We start from the raw sequence: 17,632 nt of genomic DNA, 5'->3' as shown, positions 1-17,632 counted from the left end.
ATGCTGTTTCTGACCCATAGCAGACATCCATTCACGGGCCAGTGGTATAGATGAGCAAACCTATTTGATGTCTAGTGGCATCAGCAATTGAGAGTCTTGGATGGGTGTAGGTCTGCCACAGGCGAATGCCAGGTTAGCCATTCAGCTTTGCAGCCAAAAGTGCACGCTCCTCTGTAAGTGCGTGGAAAACGCCAGGGTTTGCGCCCGAGTGCAGGTATAAGAAGTAGCGACCTTGCTGATCGCGCAGAATTCGATAGACATCGGGCGGTCTGCGCATGCCGGGCGGCGTGTTCCGATTTGCAAGGAAATCATAGCTATCGATGTTCAGGCGTTGTAGCGCGGCTTCAAAGTCCGTTTGAACGTCCAGCCTCCATTTCCGAACTCGGCGAATCTGCGTGACGAGACAGTGTAAAAGGAACAACACCAGGCTGGTCAGCGCAGCGGCCCTCATTCCCTGTTCCATGCGCTTGCTCCAATCCATGTGATATGGGGTTAAGCAATAGCCCATCCAGCCACGAATTCAACCGTTTGAGTAAGCATATGACAACCAGGCAATCTGACTGTCAGTCAAATCGAACGGGCTTACCGGGTCGGGTCCGCTTTCCGTCCGAACCTGACGCTCGATCTCGATAGGCAATAATCAGCTCGTGGTGGCGAGCAACAATTGTCTGATGCAAAGAATTAAGTGGCGACTTCAGTGGGGCCGAGAAGGACCTCATAGATCAACCCTGCCTCATAAAGGCACGTTCGCCACTCTAGAAAACCTGGACGGTCCTCGCACAGAAGGCGAACGATCCGCCCATCCTCTGCGAAAGAAACTTCCTCCACCAATGCGATATCTCCCGGTGCCGCCTCTCGAGAGCTAATCCAATCAGTGAAAACTACCTTTGATTGATCAACGCTGATCAGTTTTATGAAATCACCTTTAGAAATTGCCATGTCCTTTCGCCTGGATTTTTACTGATAGCAAATACATAAGCCTATCGGCATTTTTAAGAGAAACCATTTTTTGGTCTGAGGGCGTCGTCTGGGCGAGATCTGCTTCTGGCCGAAAGCTGCCTGTTGACCAAAGTCAATGCAATCAACGCGCTCTGCTTCGAGTGATTCGATTTGCCCAAGCGTAGTAGTGTCGCCAGGGCAGGGATGCGGCAATAACCGGAAAAATGTGGAAACGATCCATAAAAAGAGGAGCAAGATTTCCGAATGCCAGAAACGACAAAGCCCTGAATAATCAGGGCTTTGTCGGTACAAAATATGGCGGAGGCGATGGGATTCGAACTCATGGACCTGTTACAGTCGACGGTTTTCAAGACCGTTGCCTTAAACCACTCGGCCACACCTCCGTTGCGTTGCGGGCGCCATAATACCTGAATGAAACACACTGTCAAACTCTCTGCATGGCTTGTTACAGAGCGTCTGTTATGATCTTTGCGACTGAACGTTTCAAACCAACAGGAGTGTCGCCATGCGCGAACAGGATTACGCAGTTAATAACAGCGTGCAGGCTGAGCAGCTAGAGGTTAGCCGCGTCCTGCGCAACACTTACGGCCTACTGGCTCTGACCCTCGCATTCAGCGGCGTCATGGCTTTCGTTGCTCAGCAGATGCGCGTTGGCTACCCGAACATTTTCGTGGTGCTGATCGGCTTCTACGGGCTGTTCTTCCTCACCAACAAACTCCGTGACTCCGCTTGGGGCCTGGTGTCCGCTTTTGCGCTGACCGGTTTCATGGGTTTCCTGCTCGGCCCGATCCTCAACCGTTACCTGGGCATGCAGGGCGGCGCTGAAGTGGTCAGCTCGGCGTTCGCGATGACCGCGCTGGTGTTCGGTGGTCTGTCGGCCTACGTGCTGATCACCCGCAAGGACATGAGCTTCCTCGGCGGTTTCATCACCGCTGGTTTCTTCGTGTTGCTGGGTGCAACGCTGGCGAGCTTCTTCTTCCAGATCAGCGGCCTGCAACTGGCGATCAGCGCAGGTTTCGTGCTGTTCTCGTCGGTGTGCATCCTGTTCCAGACCAGCGCCATCATCCACGGCGGTGAGCGTAACTACATCATGGCGACCATCAGCCTGTATGTATCGATCTACAACCTGTTCATCAGCTTGTTGCAGATCTTCGGCATCATGAGCCGCGACGACTGATCGTTAGTCGTTTCAACAAAAAACCCGCTTCGGCGGGTTTTTTGTTGCTCGCCGAAAAGCGTAGTGGCCTTTTACTTACAAAATGATCTGAAAATAGTGGCGTCTTTTTGGAAATCACCTACACCTAATTACCAAGGAAGAGCAGTAGCCTGATCGACAGGAGTCGGTAACCAGCACCTTCGTGTAATTCCTGCGTCCCTCGCATTCACTTCCCTTGCTGTTGATCGCCAGGCCTTTCGGCCGAGAGCGACTGTATTCGTTCGTCCAGTGAAAACCGGGAGGTGAACCACGCCAAATTCTATGCACCGTGACCGTATCCCGGCGAACGACCGGGACCCTGATACCAGAAAAATAATGGAGGCCCTGCCATTGCAGGCGTTGTCCCAATCAAGGAGATCATCGATGAACCAGCCCCAAGGAAAACTGGCTGTACTGGCCGTCACCACCGCGCTGTTCAGCGCGTCAACCTTCGCCGGCGTCTATCCTGACTTCGGCTATCAGCCACCTTCCAGCCAATACTCTGGTCCACTGTTCGAGTTGAGCCAGAGTTACCCGGCAACAGCGCCGAAAGTACCGCTACCCGGTTTTTTCAAGAATCTACCGACCAAGCCAGATAACAATTTTGAGACTTGGCGTGCGTACATGGAGGAAGTCAAAACCTATTGCCTTGATGGCAACGTCGAGGCTGATTGGTACGTGCAGAACAATAAAAAACGCCAGTGGTATCACATGCCGTGGCAGCACTACGGCCCGCTGGGACGCGAAGGGATTCACGGCCTGACCAAAGAGGCGCAGATCCAGGTCAAGCAACTCGCCGCCACGCAGACCGCTACTGGCCAGACATACGCGGTGGGCATCTATAACGACATCGGCGCCTATACCATCGGAGAGGTCTGGAAAGACCCGAACAACCCTGATCCGAAATACACATCGGCGCCCAACAGCTTCCCCGACGGCACCGTAGTCTGCAAAGCCCTGTTCGCCGATATCGATCGCAGCACCGTGCCGTTCCTGGTGAACCCGGTGTTGTGGAAGGGCTACGTCACCGAGACGTTCACCTCGGCCAATCGCAAGGTCAAGGATGTCGCCTTGATCCAGATGGACATCGCCGTGCGCGATAAGCGCATGAGCGCCACCGGCTGGATATTCGGCACCTTTCAGTACAACGGCGCGAAAACCGGCAAGCCTGGCTGGGACAACCTCGTCCCGGTAGGGATCATGTGGGGCAACGATCCGGAAGAAATCGGCAACGACTTCACCAACCCGCAACCGACGCAGACCAAGATCAACCCCGCGTTGCAACAGACCGCGATCAACGCCAAGACCCAGGAGTTGCCACCCACCCATCTGGGCTGGAACGGTCGCCTCAATGGTCCGGTGGACAACCCCAACAGTTCCTGCCTGAGCTGCCATGCGACCGCCGAAACGCCGCAAGTGGCGATCATGAATCCAACGTTCCAGGCCAATGCGCCGAAGCCGGGTTCGCCTGAATGGATGAAGTGGTTCCAGAACATTCCGGCCGGCCATGCTTTCACGCCGGGCACTCAAAGCACTGACTACAGCCTGCAGTTGTCCGGCGGTCTGGTGAATTACTTTGAGTGGAAATGCGACATGAGCGGCATCTACGCCGACGGCAAGAACGCGTGCAGCAAAGCGTCGGACGTGAAACTGAAAATGCTCAATTCCACCAACAACGCCACGCCGAAGCCATTGCAGAAAGTCATTCGTGACCCGAGCCTGCAGCAACTGCTGGAGTAAGCAGCGAAAAGCCTGCGCACGTTTCGGCGTGCGCAGGCTTTTTTCAGTTGATCAGGATGCTGCCGTCAGTCTGCTGTTTGTAAATGGTGTAAGGCAACAACAACGTGTCGAGCACCCCGGACGCCACAGCATCAATCGCCCAGCCGGGCAGGGCGGCGTTGTATTTGTTACCCTCGTCTATCGGCGCATGCAGACTGCAGAAGTCATACATCACGCCGCTGTAGATTCTCGGCACCGCCCCGCAATAGGATTTGTTCGATCTCAAATCGTCCACGGCGACCTGGTCGTCGCGCATGACCGTTTGCACTGTCCCGCAACCACTCAACACTAATGCACTCAGCATCATTGCCTGAACTTTCATACCGCCAATCCTTCGCCGGAAAAACCTCAATCTACGTCAAACGTGTTGAAAAAGCACTTAGGCCATCGGCGGCAATCGACGCTTGACCGGGGTCTTCTTGACGATTGCGGTGTTGGTTTCGGCCAAGGTATTGAGGCGGTCGAGCAGGGTGTCCAGTTGTTCCATCGAGCGCACATGCAGGCGAGCGATGAAGCAGTCCTCGCCGGTGACCTTGTCGCACTCGGTGAACTCGGGAATCGCCAGAATCTGCCGCTCGACTTCCTGCAGTTGTCCCGGCAGCGGCCGAACCCGGACGATCGCCTGCAACTGATAGCCGAAACACTTCGGATCGATCTCCACGGTGTAGCCCCTGAGCACACCGCGTTCCTCCAGTCGGCGCAAGCGTTCGGCCACACTCGGCGACGACAAGCCGCTGATTTGCGCCAGTGCCTTGAGCGAACGCCGCGAATCCTCCATCAATGCGCCGATGAGGATCTGATCAATGTCATCAGTCATAAAAACTCCAGTATTAGGCGATTGATGAAAACCACCCGCGATAAAAAAGGCAGATTACGAGTTTAGCCTGCTTTTTGCTCTGGAGCGCCGCCGGGACGCCTTGGCATACTTTGTTCAATTGTTGAGGAGATTGATGATGGACAAGAACCTGCGGCGCGGCTCATTCGAAATGACTGCCGCCATGCTCATATCCGGGACGATCGGCTGGTTCGTGCTGGTCTCCGGGCAACCGGTGCTCGATGTAGTGTTCTGGCGCTGCGTGTTCGGCGCCGGCACCTTGCTGTTGATCTGCGCGGTATTCGGCTTCCTGCGCCCGGGCATTCTGACCCGTACCACCTTCCTGCTCGCGGTGTTCAGCGGGATGGCGATTGTCGGTAATTGGGTGTTGTTGTTTGCCTCCTATTCAAGGGCGTCGATTGCCATCGGCACGGCGGTGTACAACGTGCAGCCGTTCATGCTGGTCGGTTTGGCGGCGCTGTTTCTTGGCGAGAAAATCACCTTGCAAAAGCTGTTCTGGCTGGCGATTTCCTTCATGGGGATGTTGGCGATTGTCAGCGCCCATGGCACGCAGGGCGGCAGCGGTAACGACTATCTGCTGGGCATTGCGCTGGCCTTGGGTGCGGCGTTTCTCTATGCGATTGCCGCGTTGATCATCAAGCGCCTGACCGGCACGCCACCGCATCTGATCGCGCTGATTCAGGTCTGCACCGGGGTTCTGTTGCTGGCGCCATTTGCGCATTTCAGCGCATTGCCGCAAGCGCCGAGTGCCTGGGCCAGCCTGGTCACATTGGGCATCGTCCACACCGGTCTGATGTATGTGCTGCTGTACGGCGCGATCCAGAAATTGCCGACCGCATTAACCGGTGCACTGTCGTTCATCTACCCGATCGCGGCGATCTTCGTCGATTGGTTTGCGTTCGGCCATCGTCTGGAAATCCTGCAATGGCTCGGCGTGGCCGCGATTCTGTTGGCCGCCGCCGGTATGCAACAAGGCTGGGGCCTGAAGTCCCGGCGGCTGGCTGCGCAGTAACCCTCAGATGTTCCAGTGCGGTGCGGTTTTCGCCAAGCGCTGGCGCATCTCGGCAACGTTCGCCGCCAGTTGCCGGGTCAACAAACGATAGCCATCCAGCGCGCTGTAAACCGGCGCGTCGAGGTTTGCCTCCGGTAACTCCACCGGCCTGTCCAGACGCTGCGATGCGCCGGTTTTCAACGCCCGGGCCATGCCGATCAGTTGCACGCGAATCTGCCGATGCTCGGTTTTCAACGCTGATTGCAAATGGGCCATGGCCTCGGGATCGTTGGCATCCGGGCGTATGTTGCCGAGGATCTCCAGCGTGCTGATGCACATGCGCAAGTTGCGCTGGATCGCATCGAGTTCGGTCATGGACACCTTCACTTCCTTGGACACCGAAGGCATCAGCGAGCGCAATTGCACCATCACCGCGCCGAGTCGCCCCATCAGCTTCAAATGCTCATCAGCGCTGACCGGTTGGCCGCTGATGATGCGTCCATACACCGTGGCGCAATCACGCAGGGCATCGGCGAGGTTGTAGCGCCACGAGTACACCGCGTACAGCGGCAGGGCGAAAGAGAAGGCGAGGGCAAGGGCGATGCCGATCAGAATGTCGACCCCGCGCCATAAGCCGTCGGTGATCGGGTTGTCGCCATGCCCGGCGACAATGAACACGGTGATCGCTGAGAGCAGGGCGGTATAACCCCCCTTGCCAATCGCGTGATAAGAGAAGAACCCACAGACCACCGCCATCGCAAAATACGTCAGCCACGGCATGCCGAGCCACGCCTGTTGCGCCACCAGCAACAAACCGACGCCGGCGCCGATCAAGGTGCCGGTGGCGCGCTCGGCGGCTTTTTTGCCGATGTTGCCGTGGTGCTGTAAACCGCCGATCACCACTAGCATGGTCACCGAGGCCCATTCACCGTGGGGCAGATTGATGCCGGTGGTCAGCAGGATCGTCGCCAGCAAGCCGAGGGCAACGCGCACCGCATGGATCAGCCGCGCGTGCCGGTAACGTCGATAAGGATCAAGCAACGGACGCAGGACACGGCGCAGCAAGGGCGGAAGTCGATGGGTGCTGTAAGTACTCAGTGCGGGCCTCTCGTGATTGGGCTTCAGGTCAATGGAAAGGAAAAATGTAATTCATCCATGCTGCCATACGCAGGAGGATTTTGCGCATCGTGCCAATGTGATGGAAGTGCTGACTGTACAACGCGGCCTGCCCGTAAGCACCGCCCGGCATCAGCTTGCTGTACTGGGCGAAGGCCGGATCGGTGATTTCGATGATCACCGGCACACGCCCGGCCGGCGGCGAACCGGTGTAGCCGATCAGGGTGCCGGAAGGTTGCACCTGACCTTCGGCAATCACCCCGATGACGTTTTTCACCCGGCCAGCGAATACCTTGCCGGGAATGCCGTCGAACGCGACTTCTGCTTCATCGCCGACGGTCAGGCGCAGCAGGCTGTTCTGGCGCATCCACGCGGCAAAGTATTGGCCCTCTTCTGGAATGAACACCATCGACGGACGCAGCGGCAACTTGCTCGCCATCATTCCCGGCCGTAGCGAAACATGGGTGACGAAGCCTTTGCTTGGCGCGCGAACGGTGGTGTTGTCCAGCTCGAACTGAGCATTATCCAGTTGCGCCTGCAGATCGTCGGTGCGGGCAATCGCGGCGTCCAGTTCACGCTGGGTACCGAAATTGCGCCGGATCAATTCGGTGATGCGGTAGCGATCGCCTTTGGCTGCGATCAATTGCGCCTTGAGGGATTTCACCCGGTTGGCAAACGGCGTGGGGTCGATGCGAAACAGCACGTCGCCTTTTTCCAGCGGCTCGTTACCCTTCACCGGCACGTCGATCACCTGGCCGCTGACGATGGGGATGACCGGCACGGAAACAAAGTAAGTGCGCGCCACTTCGGAGTAGGGGTGGTTGTAGTTCATGGTGAAAATCAGGGCGCCGATCATCAGGATGCCGCCCAGTACGGCGGTGGGCACCGTCCATTTGTTCAGCGGGATACGGAAGATCTTGAACACTGCGACGCAGATCGCGGCGTAAGTCAGGATAAGGAGCAGATCCATGGTGTTCAGCCCTCCCGGTTGTGGGGAGCAGTGGCATTCAGCGCTTCGAGTCGTTCGAGGCGTCCTTGCAGTTCGACCACCTGTTGCTCCAGGCGAACGACATGGTTTTGCACAGATTTACCGTCACCGAAGCCCCAGCCGCGATCTTCTCGATAGGCCATCGCCCAGATCCACAGGAAGGGCCAGAGCGCATGCAGCGTGAACAGACTGACCCAGCCAGTGGCATGGATCGCATCCTGATGCGGGTGGTTACGATGAACGGCAATCTCATAGGGGATGTCGTGCAACACGATGATCCCGTAAAACAGTACGAGCCCGGCAAACACCAAAACCCCTAGCGCAAAGTAATCCAGCATGGTCAAGCTCCCGGCATCCAGCACAGTGCTGGCATCAGTGTAGCCACTGATTTGCCGGGCGCTTGGCGACTTTGGATCAGAAGCGGTTGCCGCCGCCTTTTTGCTTATTCAGTTGATCAGAAGATGTAATCGGTGGTCAGGAAGCTCGAATCACGGCCGCGAATGATCTCGCTGATCAGGTCCTTGTTGCTGTCCTGGAACTTGGTCGCCACCAGCGTACGGATCGAGAACACCCGCAACGCATCGTGTACCGAGAGCGTACCTTCCGCCGAGTTCTTGCGACCATTGAACGGGTAAGTGTCCGGGCCGCGCTGGCACTGCGCGTTGAGGTTGATCCGCCCGACCTGGTTGGCGAAGGTGTCAACCAGACGGCCGACCGCCACCGGGTTGGTGCCAAAGATGCTCAACTGCTGACCGAAATCCGACTCCAGCACGTAGTCGATCACGGTATCGAGATGACGGTACGGCACGATCGGCACCACCGGGCCGAATTGCTCTTCCTGGTAGACGCGCATCTGCGGATTTACCGGGTACAGCACCGCCGGATAGAAGAACGATTCGCGGGATTCGCCACCATTGGGGTTGACCACTTCGGCGCCCTTGCTGCGCGCATCCGCTACCAGACCGTGCAGATAATCGACCTTGCCCGACTCCGGCAGCGGCGTCAGCGACACGCCGCTGTCCCATGGCATGCCCGGTTTCAGCGTGGCCAGTTTGGCGTTGAATTTTTCGATGAAGCTATCGACCACATCCTCGTGCACGAAGAGGATTTTCAGCGCGGTGCAGCGCTGACCGTTGAACGACAGTGAACCGGTGACCGCTTCGCTGACGGCGTTGTCGAGATCGACTTCCGGCAAGACGATGCCGGGGTTCTTCGCATCCAGACCCAGCGCGGCGCGCAAACGGTGAGGTTTGGGGTGGAGTTTCTTCAGGTCGCTGGCGGCTTTGTTGGTGCCGATGAAGGCGAAGATGTCGATCTTGCCGCTGGCCATCAGCGCGCTGACGGTTTCGCGGCCACTGCCGTAAATCACGTTGATCACGCCGGTGGGAAAGCTGTCGCGGAACGCTTCGAGCAGCGGACGGATCAGCAGCACGCCGAGCTTGGCCGGTTTGAACACCACGGTGTTGCCCATGATCAGCGCCGGAATCAGCGTGGTGAAGGTTTCGTTCAGCGGATAGTTGTAAGGGCCCATGCACAGGGCGACGCCGAGCGGTACGCGGCGGATCTGCCCGAGGGTGTCCTGTTCCAGCTCGAAACGGCTGGAACGGCGGTCGAGTTCCTTGAGCGCATTGATGGTGTCGACGATGTAGTCGCAGGTGCGGTCGAACTCTTTTTCCGAGTCCTTGAGGTTCTTGCCGATTTCCCACATCAGCAGCTTCACCACCGCATCGCGCTGTTGGCGCATGCGGCCGAGGAAGGCTTCGACGTGCTGGATGCGTTCGGCCACGCGCATGGTCGGCCACAGGCCCTGGCCCCGGTCGTAGGCACGCACAGCGGCGTCGAGGGCAGTGAGCGCGGTGTCGGCGTCGAGCAGCGGCGTGCTGCCGAGGATGACTTGTTCGTCGCCGTTAGCGCCCTTGAGATAAACCGGACTGCGCACCGTGGCGAGCGGGCCGTCCCAGCGGCGCAACTGGCCGTCGACCAGATATTCGCGTTGCTCGACCTGAGCGTCGAGGCGATATTTTTCCGGGATGTCGCCGACAGAAGGGAACAGGTTGCCAAGGATGTTTGCTGTGGTCATGTCGCTACCCCGTGATTGGAAATCGTATGCAGGTTGAAAACAGAAACCTGTGGGAGCGAGCCTGCTCGCGAAAGCGGTTCATCAGTCAAACTTCGGCGACTGACACGGCGCTTTCGCGAGCAGGCTCGCTCCCACATTGAAAGAAGGGTATGTCTTGGAATTGTGTTTCAAGCCTAGACCTCTTTAGCCCCGCTTGTGAACCCCAACTGGCCCCGTTTGCCCCCCTCGCTGTCCCGCAATGCCCTCAAATCGTTGCAGCCGCTGCCTTAAGGTGTGAGCACAACAATAAGCGAGGCCGTTATGCGGGCAATCCGACTCACTCTACTGCTGGCGTTGGCCATGGCGCTGCCTGGCTGCGGCGAAGATCCCAAACCCCCGGCCAGCGTCAATAACAACGCCGCGCCGAAAGACCCGGCACTGGCGCAGGTCTACGCCAACAGCTGCCAGCTCTGCCACGCCAATCCCGCCGCCAATGCGCCGCTAACCGGTGATCGCAAAGCCTGGGAGCCGCGCATCCAGCAAGGCACCGACACGCTGCTCGACCATGCCATCAACGGCTATAACGGCATGCCGCCGATGGGCCAGTGCGTCGAGTGCTCGGAAGAACAATTCCTGCAATTGATCGGCTTCATGGCCGACCAGCCGCTCCCACAATAAGGTGCCCGGCATGACGATGGATCTGACACGGCGTCAGTTGTTGCAACGGGCAAGTATCGTTGGCGCGTTCAGTGCGTTGGCGAGTCATCCGGCGTTGGGTCAATTGCTGCGTGCGCCACGGCTGATTCCGTGGCGCAACTGGTCGGGCGGGCAGAGTTGTTTGCCAGCGGCGCGCTTGGCGCCGAAGAATCTCGATGAGCTGGTGGCCGTGATCCAGCAGGCACAAGGCAAGATTCGCCCGGTCGGCTCGGCGCATTCCTTCAGCGCGCTGGTGCCCACCGACGGCACGCTGTTGTCGCTGAGTTACTTCAACGGTCTGCTTGATCACGATGCGAAAACCCTGCAAGCCGAATTCGCCGCCGGCACCCCCATGTCACGCATGGGCCAGCCACTGAAAGACATCGGCCAAGCCCTGCAGAACATGGCCGATATCGATTACCAGACCCTGGCCGGAGCCATTGCCACCTCGACCCACGGCACCGGCAAAAACTTCCAGTCCTACTCGGCCCACGTCTGCGGCCTGCAACTGGTGACCGCCAGTGGCGAGGTGCTCGACTGCGACAGCCAGCGCCACCCCGAAGTATTCAACGCCGCCCGCGTCTCCCTCGGTGCACTCGGTGTCGCCACGAAAGTCCGCCTGCAAAACCGCCCGGCCTATCGCCTGCGCGAACGCCAGTGGATCGCCAAGACCGAAGAGCTGCTGGAAGACCTCGAAAAGAACACCCGTGAAAACCAGCACTGGGAAATGCTCGTCGTCACGCATTCCGATTACGCCTTGTCCATCGCCCTCAACGAAACCGACGACCCGGCCACGCCGCCGATCAGCCCGGAAGAAGAGGGCGGCAACGCGTTCGTCACCCTGATCGAGAAGATCGACAAATACGCCAGCGACTTCCCCGACCTGCGCCGCACAATGCTCAACAGCTTGCGTCATCTGGCCAGTTTCGATGACCGCGTCGGCGACTCCTTCGACATCTACGCCAATGTGCGCACGGTGCGGTTCAACGAAATGGAGTATTCAGTGCCTGCCGAACACGGACCGGCCTGCCTGCGTGAGATTCTCAAGCTGATTCAGGACAAGGACCTGCGCACCTGGTTTCCCATCGAGTACCGCTACGTCAAGGCTGACGACATTCCGCTGAGTATGTTCGAGGGCCGCGACAGCTGTTCGATCTCGGTACACCAGCATTATCAGATGGATCATCACAACTTCTTCGCGGCGGTCGAGCCGATCTTCTGGAAGTACAACGGCCGGCCGCACTGGGGCAAATTGCACACGCTCAACGCGAAGAACCTGCAGCCGCTGTATCCGCGCTGGCGCGAGTTTGTCGACGTGCGTCAGGCGCTTGATCCGAGTGGACGGTTTCTCAATGCGTATCTGGCGTCGATATTGGGGGTGAGCTGATGGCGGTCAATCGGCGCAATTTTCTGCTCGGCACGTTGGGTGTCGGTGCTTTGTTGGTCGGCGTTGGCGCGTGGCTGCGGCCGGGCGATCGCGGCGCGCCGTACAGCGAATACTTCCGGGCGCTGAACAAGGAATTGAAGGAAAAGGGGCCTATGCGCCCGGTGCTGCTGATCGATCTGGATCGCCTCGATCACAACATTGATGTGGTGATGCAGTCGGTCAAACGCGGCGGCAAACACCTGCGGCTGGTGGAGAAGTCGCTGCCGTCACCGGGACTGTTGAGCTACATCGGGCAACGGGCCGGAACACAGAAGCTGATGTCGTTCCATCAGCCGTTCCTCAATCACGATGCACAGGTGTTTCCGCAGTCCGATATCTTGCTCGGCAAGCCGTTGCCGGTGAGATCGGCTGAGCTGTTTTATCAATCCCACAAAGGCTCTTTCGATCCGACGAAGCAACTGCAATGGCTGCTCGACGGTCCCGAACGTTTGCAGCAATACCTGCAACTCGCCCAAGGCCTGGGCACACGGATGCGCATCAACATCGAGCTGGATGTCGGCCTGCATCGTGGCGGCGTCAGTGATGTAAATGTGTTGGGGCAGATGCTCACGCTGATCAGCGCCAACCCGCAGCATCTGGAGTTCGCCGGGTTCATGGGCTATGACCCGTTTGTGGGCATGGGTGTACCGGGAATACTCGGCTCACCGGAGGAATTGTTCGCCAAGGTCATGGTGATTTATCAGCGTTGCGTCGATTTCACCCGGCAGCAGTTCCCGGCGTTGTGGCACGACGGTTTGTGCCTGAATACCGCCGGCAGCCCGAGTTATCGCATTCACGAAAACGAGAAACTGAGTACCGAGGTTTCCGTGGGCACGGCGATGCTCAAACCGACGCACTACGATTTGCCGTCGCTGACCGAGCATGTGCCCGCGACTTACATCGCCACGCCAGTCTTGAAAAGCACAGGCGCGGTGAATATTCCGGCACTGGATGACAGGTCGAAGCTGTTGTCGTGGTGGGATCAGAATCAGCGCCAGACCTATTTCATCTACGGCGGTAACTGGATGGCCGAGTTCGAATCGCCAGCCGGTTTGCAGAGCAACAGCGTCTACGGACGCAGCTCAAATCAAGAGATGGTCAATGGCTCCAACGCCGTGGGCCTGACCATCGAAGATCAAGTCTTCCTGCGCCCGACCCAGACCGAGTCCGTACTGCTGCAATTCGGCGACCTGCTGGCCGTGCGCAACGGCAAAATCGTCGATACCTGGCCGGTCTACACCTGACCCAAAATCACCACAAATCCCCTGTAGGAGTGAGCCTGCTCGCGATAGCGTCCTGTCAGTTGATATTTATTTGGCTGACACACCGCGATCGCGAGCAGGCTCACTCCTACATTGGATGCGTGTACACCCATACGCGGTAATGAAGCTTTTATGACAAAAGTTCGGTAGCACATCGCCAGTCCGGTCATGCCTATGTAACGCGCTTGAGGGGCCCAACGGGGCGCTTTTCACAAGCCGAGGCGGGACGCCGGGAGTGAGGCAATGGGGACTATGGAACGCTACTCGAAAGTGGGCATGCAGGAACTCGATCAACGCCTGTCGAAGATCGTTGAAGCCGCGCGCAAGAAGCCGGTTTCGGTGTATCGCTACGGCGCGCCGTGGGTCTGGATCGTCTCGCAGGATGACTGGCAGGGCGCCTTGAAAGAGGTCTCCAGCTACATTCCGCCGGGCCATTCGCTGGTGTTGCTGCGCCCGCAGATCGACGACTTGTTCGACGCCCACCGCGAACTCCTGCACGACCTCAATGCCGAGCCGGGCATGTTGATACCCGCGCAAACGGTGATGCACATCCTGCTTCTGCAGCTGCTGTATTCGGTGCCCAGCGAACAGCAACTGTATGAACAGCTCAATTACAACCTGCTGTTCCGCTGGTTCGTTGGCCTGGGCCTGAACCAGAAAGTCTGGAGCTTCAACGCCCTCAGTCGCGACATCGCCACGTTGCTCAACGAGCCGCGCGCGGTGCTGCTCATTCAAAAAATCATCGGCGAAGTGTTCTGCGGCGCCTTGCTGCAAATGCCCGAGTTCTCGTTGAACTTCGCGCTTTTGCACACGTGGCTGGGCAAACACGCCTGCGCCTCGACAGCCAGCAATTGACGCCATACACGCGGCGTTCGAAACGCCAACAGGTCATCGCGAATTCAGGGGGTAGTGTGGAACCGATTTTCAAGTCACGGCTGGCGCTGTGGGGCTGGCTGCTGGTGACGGCGGGCGCGCAGCCGGCATTGGCCGAAGAGGCTGCCAGCAACGCAGCAGCCCAGCGTCTGGTCGACGTCAACGAGTACTTTGTGCGCGGCAACACCGTACTCGACGCGCGGGCAATTGAAGAGGCGGTGTACCCGTTTCTCGGCCCGCAAAAAGCCCTCACGGATATCGAAGGTGCTCGGGACGCATTGCAGAAGGCTTATCAGGAGCGCGGTTATCAATCGGTGTTCGTCGAGTTGCCGGAACAAGCCGTCGCCGACGGCATCGTCTACCTGCAAGTCAGCGAAACCAAGGTCGGCCGGGTACGTGTGGTCGGCGCCAAACACTATTCGCCGCTCGATATCCGCGACGACGTGCCGGCGTTGAAAGAAGGCGAGGTGCCGGACTTCGCCAAGGTTCAGGGTGAACTGGCGCAGCTCAACAAGACGCCGGGCCGCCAGGTGATGCCGCTGGTGCGCGAAGGCCAGCGCCCTGGCACCATGGACGTCGATTTGCAGGTCGAAGATCAAAACCCGTGGACCGCCAGCGTCGGCCTCAACAACGACTACAGCGCCGACACCGAAAAGCTGCGCACCGTCACCAGCCTCGGTTACAACAACCTCTGGCAACTCGGCCACAGCATCAACCTGACTTACTTCACCGCGCCGCAGGACACTGACAACGCCAAGGTCTGGTCGGGTTCGTATACCGCGCCGCTGACGGATCGCTGGAGCGTGCAGTTCTCCGGTTACCAGTCCGACAGCAACGTCGCCACCATCGGCGGCAGCAACGTGTTGGGCAAGGGCCATTCCTATGGCGTCTCGGCGATTTACACGTTGCCCTCCAGCGGCAACTGGTCGAACTCGCTGTCGGCCGGCATCGACTTCAAGGACTTCGACGAACGCCTGACCCTGTCCGGCGAGAGCGACAAAGTCCCACTGCAATACGCCCCGTTCACTTTCGCCTACAACGGCTATCGCTACAGCGAGAAGAGCCAGCTCGGCCTCGGTCTGAGCCTGGTAGCCGCCACTCGTAGCATTTTCGGCTACGGCAGTTCCGACGAAGACTTCGACTACAAGCGCTACCGCGCCAAGCCGAGTTTCGCTGTGCTCAAGGGCGACACGAATTACACCTGGACCTTCGACAGCGACTGGCAGAGCGCGAGCAAAGCAGCGTTCCAGTTGGCCTCCGGACCATTGGTTTCCAACGAACAATTCTCCGCCGGCGGCGCGACCTCGGTGCGTGGCTATCTGGCTGCCGAACGCACCGGCGATGACGGCTTGCTGCTCAGCCAGGAAGTGCGCACGCCGTCGCTGGCCAAGTACGCCGGCACGTGGGTGCAGGACTGGCGCTTCTATGCCTTTGCCGAAGGCGCACAACTGTATCTGCGCGACGAACTGCCGGACCAGGACGCCAATTACGCCTTGGCCAGCGTCGGCCTCGGCACCCGCGCCAGCCTGAGCAAATGGCTGTCCGGCAGCCTCGACTGGGGCTACCCGCTACTCGAAGGGCCGAACACCTCGAAGCAGGAATCGCGCCTGCACTTCAACCTTCAAGCCACTTTCTGACAAGGAGCACGTTCATGCAGCGCCTCATTCTTTCGTTGTTTATCTGCCTGGGCTTCGTGCTCCCGGCCACGGCTCAGGCCTGGTGGCAGGACGACTGGCACTACCGCAAACAGATCGCCGTCGACACCACGCCGCAAGGTGCGGCGATCAATCAGGCTCTTGGCCGCACTGCGCTGCTGGTGCGCCTGCACACCGGCAACTTCACCTTCGATGGGGTGAAAGAGGACGGCGCGGACCTGCGCTTTGTCGCCGTCGATGACAAGACCGTGCTCAACCACCAGATCGAAAGTTTTGATGCGCTGATGGGCATGGCGCTGATCTGGGTCGATGTGCCGAATGTCGAGGGCGCTCAGCGCCAGGACATCTGGATGTATTACGGCAATCAGAAGGCCCCGGCCACCGGCAACGGCCAGCTGACCTTCGACCCGAATTACACCGCGCTGTATCACTTCGACGGTGCCACCGGCACCCCGGCCAAAGACACCACGGCTTACGGCAATACCGCACAAAGCGCGACCGGCGCGGCGATTGACGGTGTAGTAGGGCGCGCCTTGCAGTTCAGCGGCCAGCCGCTGTTGCTGCCGGCCAGTCCTTCGCTGCAACACAACGCTGGTAGCGCTTTCACCTTCAGTGCCTGGCTGCGTCTGGATCAGGCCAGTGGCGAGCAACTGATTCTCGCCCGTCGCGAAGGCGCCAACAGTCTATTGATCGGAGCAAACCAAGGCGTGCCGTTTGTGGAGATCGATGGCCAACGCGCCGTCGCCACGCAAGCGCTGAATCCGGGCCAATGGCAGCACGTTGCGCTGACTGCTGAAGGTTCCAAAGTGGCCCTGTTCATCAATGGTCGCGAAGCCGCCACGCTTGCCCAGGCGATGCCGGACTTCAACTCGGTCATGGCCATCGGCGCTGATGTGCACGAAGGTCCTTTTCAGCCGTTCGTGGGCGCCATCGACGAATTGCGCCTGTCGAAAGTGTCACGTCCGGCAGCACTGCTGCTGGCCGACGCCACCTCGCAAGGCGCCGAGTCGAAACTGGTCGCTTACGGCGTTGATGAAGAGCAATCCGGTTTCGGTTTCGGCAGCCTCGGTTTCCTGCTCAACGCCGTGCCGATCGATGCCTGGGTGATCATCGCCGTGCTGGTGCTGATGATGTTCCAGTCGTGGATCATCATGCTGCGCAAGAACCGCAGCCTCAGCCGCGTCACTGCCGCCAACGAAGACTTCCGCGTGCAGTTCGCCAAGGTCGGCACGCGTCTGGAGATGTTCGCCGACGACGCGCAACTCGCCCAACGCCTGCAGCATTCTTCGCTATGGCGCCTGTACCTGGTGGCGGTCAAAGAGATCCGCACCCGTCGCGAGCAGGGCGCCGATACCTCGTCGGTGTCAGCGGCCACCATCGAAGCCATCCGCTGCTCCATGGACGGCGTACGTACCCGGGAAAACCAGCAACTGAGCTCGAAACTCTCGACCCTGTCCAACGCCATCGCCGGCGGCCCGTACATCGGCCTGCTCGGCACTGTGCTGGGGATCATGGTGGTGTTCCTCGGCACGGCGATGGCCGGCGACGTGAATATCAACGCCATCGCGCCGGGTATGGCTGCTGCGTTGCTGGCCACGGCAATGGGCCTGTTCGTCGCGATCCCGGCACTGTTTGGCTACAACCGCCTGATCACCCGCAACAAGGAAGTCAGCGCCGACATGCGCGTGTTCGTCGACGAGTTCATCACCCGCCTGGCGGAGATGCACGGCGAGAGCCAGTTCAGTGAAGCGTCGCATCGCGGCCATCACGCCAATCACTCCGTACCGGCCTGAGGAG

At 59.1% G+C, this 17,632-nt stretch carries 17 protein-coding genes and 1 tRNA gene; 9 read left to right on the top strand and 9 right to left on the bottom strand.

Annotated elements, in window-relative coordinates; all coding sequences use genetic code 11:
- Window positions 1–133: 133 nt before the first annotated feature.
- The 3 genes from HU754_RS16230 to HU754_RS16220 form a co-directional block, all read right to left on the bottom strand.
- A complete protein-coding gene (locus HU754_RS16230) occupies window positions 134–463 on the bottom strand; it encodes a hypothetical protein (protein ID WP_093433085.1) in 330 nt (109 codons plus the stop codon).
- A gap of 218 nt (window positions 464–681) precedes the next feature.
- Window positions 682–939, bottom strand: coding sequence for a hypothetical protein (locus HU754_RS16225; protein WP_093433082.1), 258 nt, complete (start codon window positions 937–939; stop codon window positions 682–684).
- 316 nt (window positions 940–1,255) lie between these two features.
- Window positions 1,256–1,343: transfer RNA gene (locus tag HU754_RS16220), tRNA-Ser, on the bottom strand.
- Window positions 1,344–1,465: 122 nt separating this feature from the next.
- Between HU754_RS16220 and HU754_RS16215 the strand changes: the two genes are divergently transcribed.
- Window positions 1,466–2,137, top strand: a complete 672-nt coding sequence (locus HU754_RS16215) for a Bax inhibitor-1/YccA family protein (protein ID WP_008081508.1) — start codon at window positions 1,466–1,468, stop codon at window positions 2,135–2,137.
- A 402-nt stretch (window positions 2,138–2,539) separates the two neighbouring features.
- The gene (locus tag HU754_RS16210; RefSeq protein WP_186624295.1) at window positions 2,540–3,895 is read left to right on the top strand and encodes a hypothetical protein; all 1,356 of its coding nucleotides are present in this window, start codon (window positions 2,540–2,542) and stop codon (window positions 3,893–3,895) included.
- 43 nt (window positions 3,896–3,938) lie between these two features.
- Here HU754_RS16210 and HU754_RS16205 read toward each other — a convergent pair whose 3' ends face one another.
- Window positions 3,939–4,256: a YceK/YidQ family lipoprotein gene (locus HU754_RS16205; RefSeq protein WP_186624294.1), complete on the bottom strand. Its 318-nt coding sequence runs from the start codon at window positions 4,254–4,256 to the stop codon at window positions 3,939–3,941.
- A gap of 57 nt (window positions 4,257–4,313) precedes the next feature.
- Window positions 4,314–4,751, bottom strand: a complete 438-nt coding sequence (locus tag HU754_RS16200) for an Lrp/AsnC family transcriptional regulator (protein ID WP_095126569.1) — start codon at window positions 4,749–4,751, stop codon at window positions 4,314–4,316.
- Window positions 4,752–4,887: 136 nt separating this feature from the next.
- Between HU754_RS16200 and HU754_RS16195 the strand changes: the two genes are divergently transcribed.
- Window positions 4,888–5,781, top strand: a complete 894-nt coding sequence (locus HU754_RS16195) for a DMT family transporter (RefSeq protein ID WP_186624293.1) — start codon at window positions 4,888–4,890, stop codon at window positions 5,779–5,781.
- A gap of 3 nt (window positions 5,782–5,784) precedes the next feature.
- Here HU754_RS16195 and HU754_RS16190 read toward each other — a convergent pair whose 3' ends face one another.
- The 4 genes from HU754_RS16190 to HU754_RS16175 form a co-directional block, all read right to left on the bottom strand.
- Entirely contained in the window at window positions 5,785–6,825 is a 1,041-nt protein-coding gene (locus tag HU754_RS16190; RefSeq protein WP_186624292.1) for an FUSC family protein, read from the bottom strand.
- Between the two features lie 61 nt (window positions 6,826–6,886).
- On the bottom strand, window positions 6,887–7,846 hold the full coding sequence (locus tag HU754_RS16185) for an HlyD family secretion protein (protein ID WP_116254717.1): 960 nt from the start codon (window positions 7,844–7,846) through the stop codon (window positions 6,887–6,889).
- A gap of 5 nt (window positions 7,847–7,851) precedes the next feature.
- Complete coding sequence (locus HU754_RS16180; RefSeq protein ID WP_122597889.1) at window positions 7,852–8,202, bottom strand: DUF3302 domain-containing protein; 351 nt, start codon at window positions 8,200–8,202, stop codon at window positions 7,852–7,854.
- A 116-nt stretch (window positions 8,203–8,318) separates the two neighbouring features.
- A complete protein-coding gene (locus tag HU754_RS16175; protein WP_186624291.1) occupies window positions 8,319–9,944 on the bottom strand; it encodes an NADP-dependent glyceraldehyde-3-phosphate dehydrogenase in 1,626 nt (541 codons plus the stop codon).
- A 300-nt stretch (window positions 9,945–10,244) separates the two neighbouring features.
- On the opposite strand from HU754_RS16175, the gene HU754_RS16170 reads away from it, so the two are divergent.
- The 6 genes from HU754_RS16170 to HU754_RS16145 all read left to right on the top strand — a co-directional run bounded on the left by HU754_RS16170 (window position 10,245) and on the right by HU754_RS16145 (window position 17,628).
- A complete protein-coding gene (locus HU754_RS16170) occupies window positions 10,245–10,601 on the top strand; it encodes a c-type cytochrome (protein WP_186624290.1) in 357 nt (118 codons plus the stop codon).
- Between the two features lie 76 nt (window positions 10,602–10,677).
- Window positions 10,678–12,006 carry a D-arabinono-1,4-lactone oxidase gene (locus HU754_RS16165; RefSeq protein WP_186624338.1) on the top strand — a complete coding sequence of 443 codons (1,329 nt, stop codon included), beginning with the start codon at window positions 10,678–10,680 and terminating at the stop codon, window positions 12,004–12,006.
- A 74-nt stretch (window positions 12,007–12,080) separates the two neighbouring features.
- Complete coding sequence (locus tag HU754_RS16160; protein WP_186624337.1) at window positions 12,081–13,289, top strand: DSD1 family PLP-dependent enzyme; 1,209 nt, start codon at window positions 12,081–12,083, stop codon at window positions 13,287–13,289.
- Between the two features lie 261 nt (window positions 13,290–13,550).
- A complete protein-coding gene (locus HU754_RS29790) occupies window positions 13,551–14,162 on the top strand; it encodes a transposase (RefSeq protein ID WP_093433056.1) in 612 nt (203 codons plus the stop codon).
- 56 nt (window positions 14,163–14,218) lie between these two features.
- Window positions 14,219–15,817: a ShlB/FhaC/HecB family hemolysin secretion/activation protein gene (locus tag HU754_RS16150; protein WP_186624289.1), complete on the top strand. Its 1,599-nt coding sequence runs from the start codon at window positions 14,219–14,221 to the stop codon at window positions 15,815–15,817.
- A 14-nt stretch (window positions 15,818–15,831) separates the two neighbouring features.
- On the top strand, window positions 15,832–17,628 hold the full coding sequence (locus HU754_RS16145) for a DUF2341 domain-containing protein (protein ID WP_186624288.1): 1,797 nt from the start codon (window positions 15,832–15,834) through the stop codon (window positions 17,626–17,628).
- Window positions 17,629–17,632 lie beyond the last annotated feature (4 nt).

Origin of the sequence: Pseudomonas zeae (assembly GCF_014268485.2) — a bacterium.
Taxonomy (GTDB): domain Bacteria; phylum Pseudomonadota; class Gammaproteobacteria; order Pseudomonadales; family Pseudomonadaceae; genus Aquipseudomonas; species Aquipseudomonas neuropathica.
The sequence above is the reverse complement of the archived record's forward strand: the minus strand, read 5'-3'. Positions and strand labels throughout refer to the sequence as shown.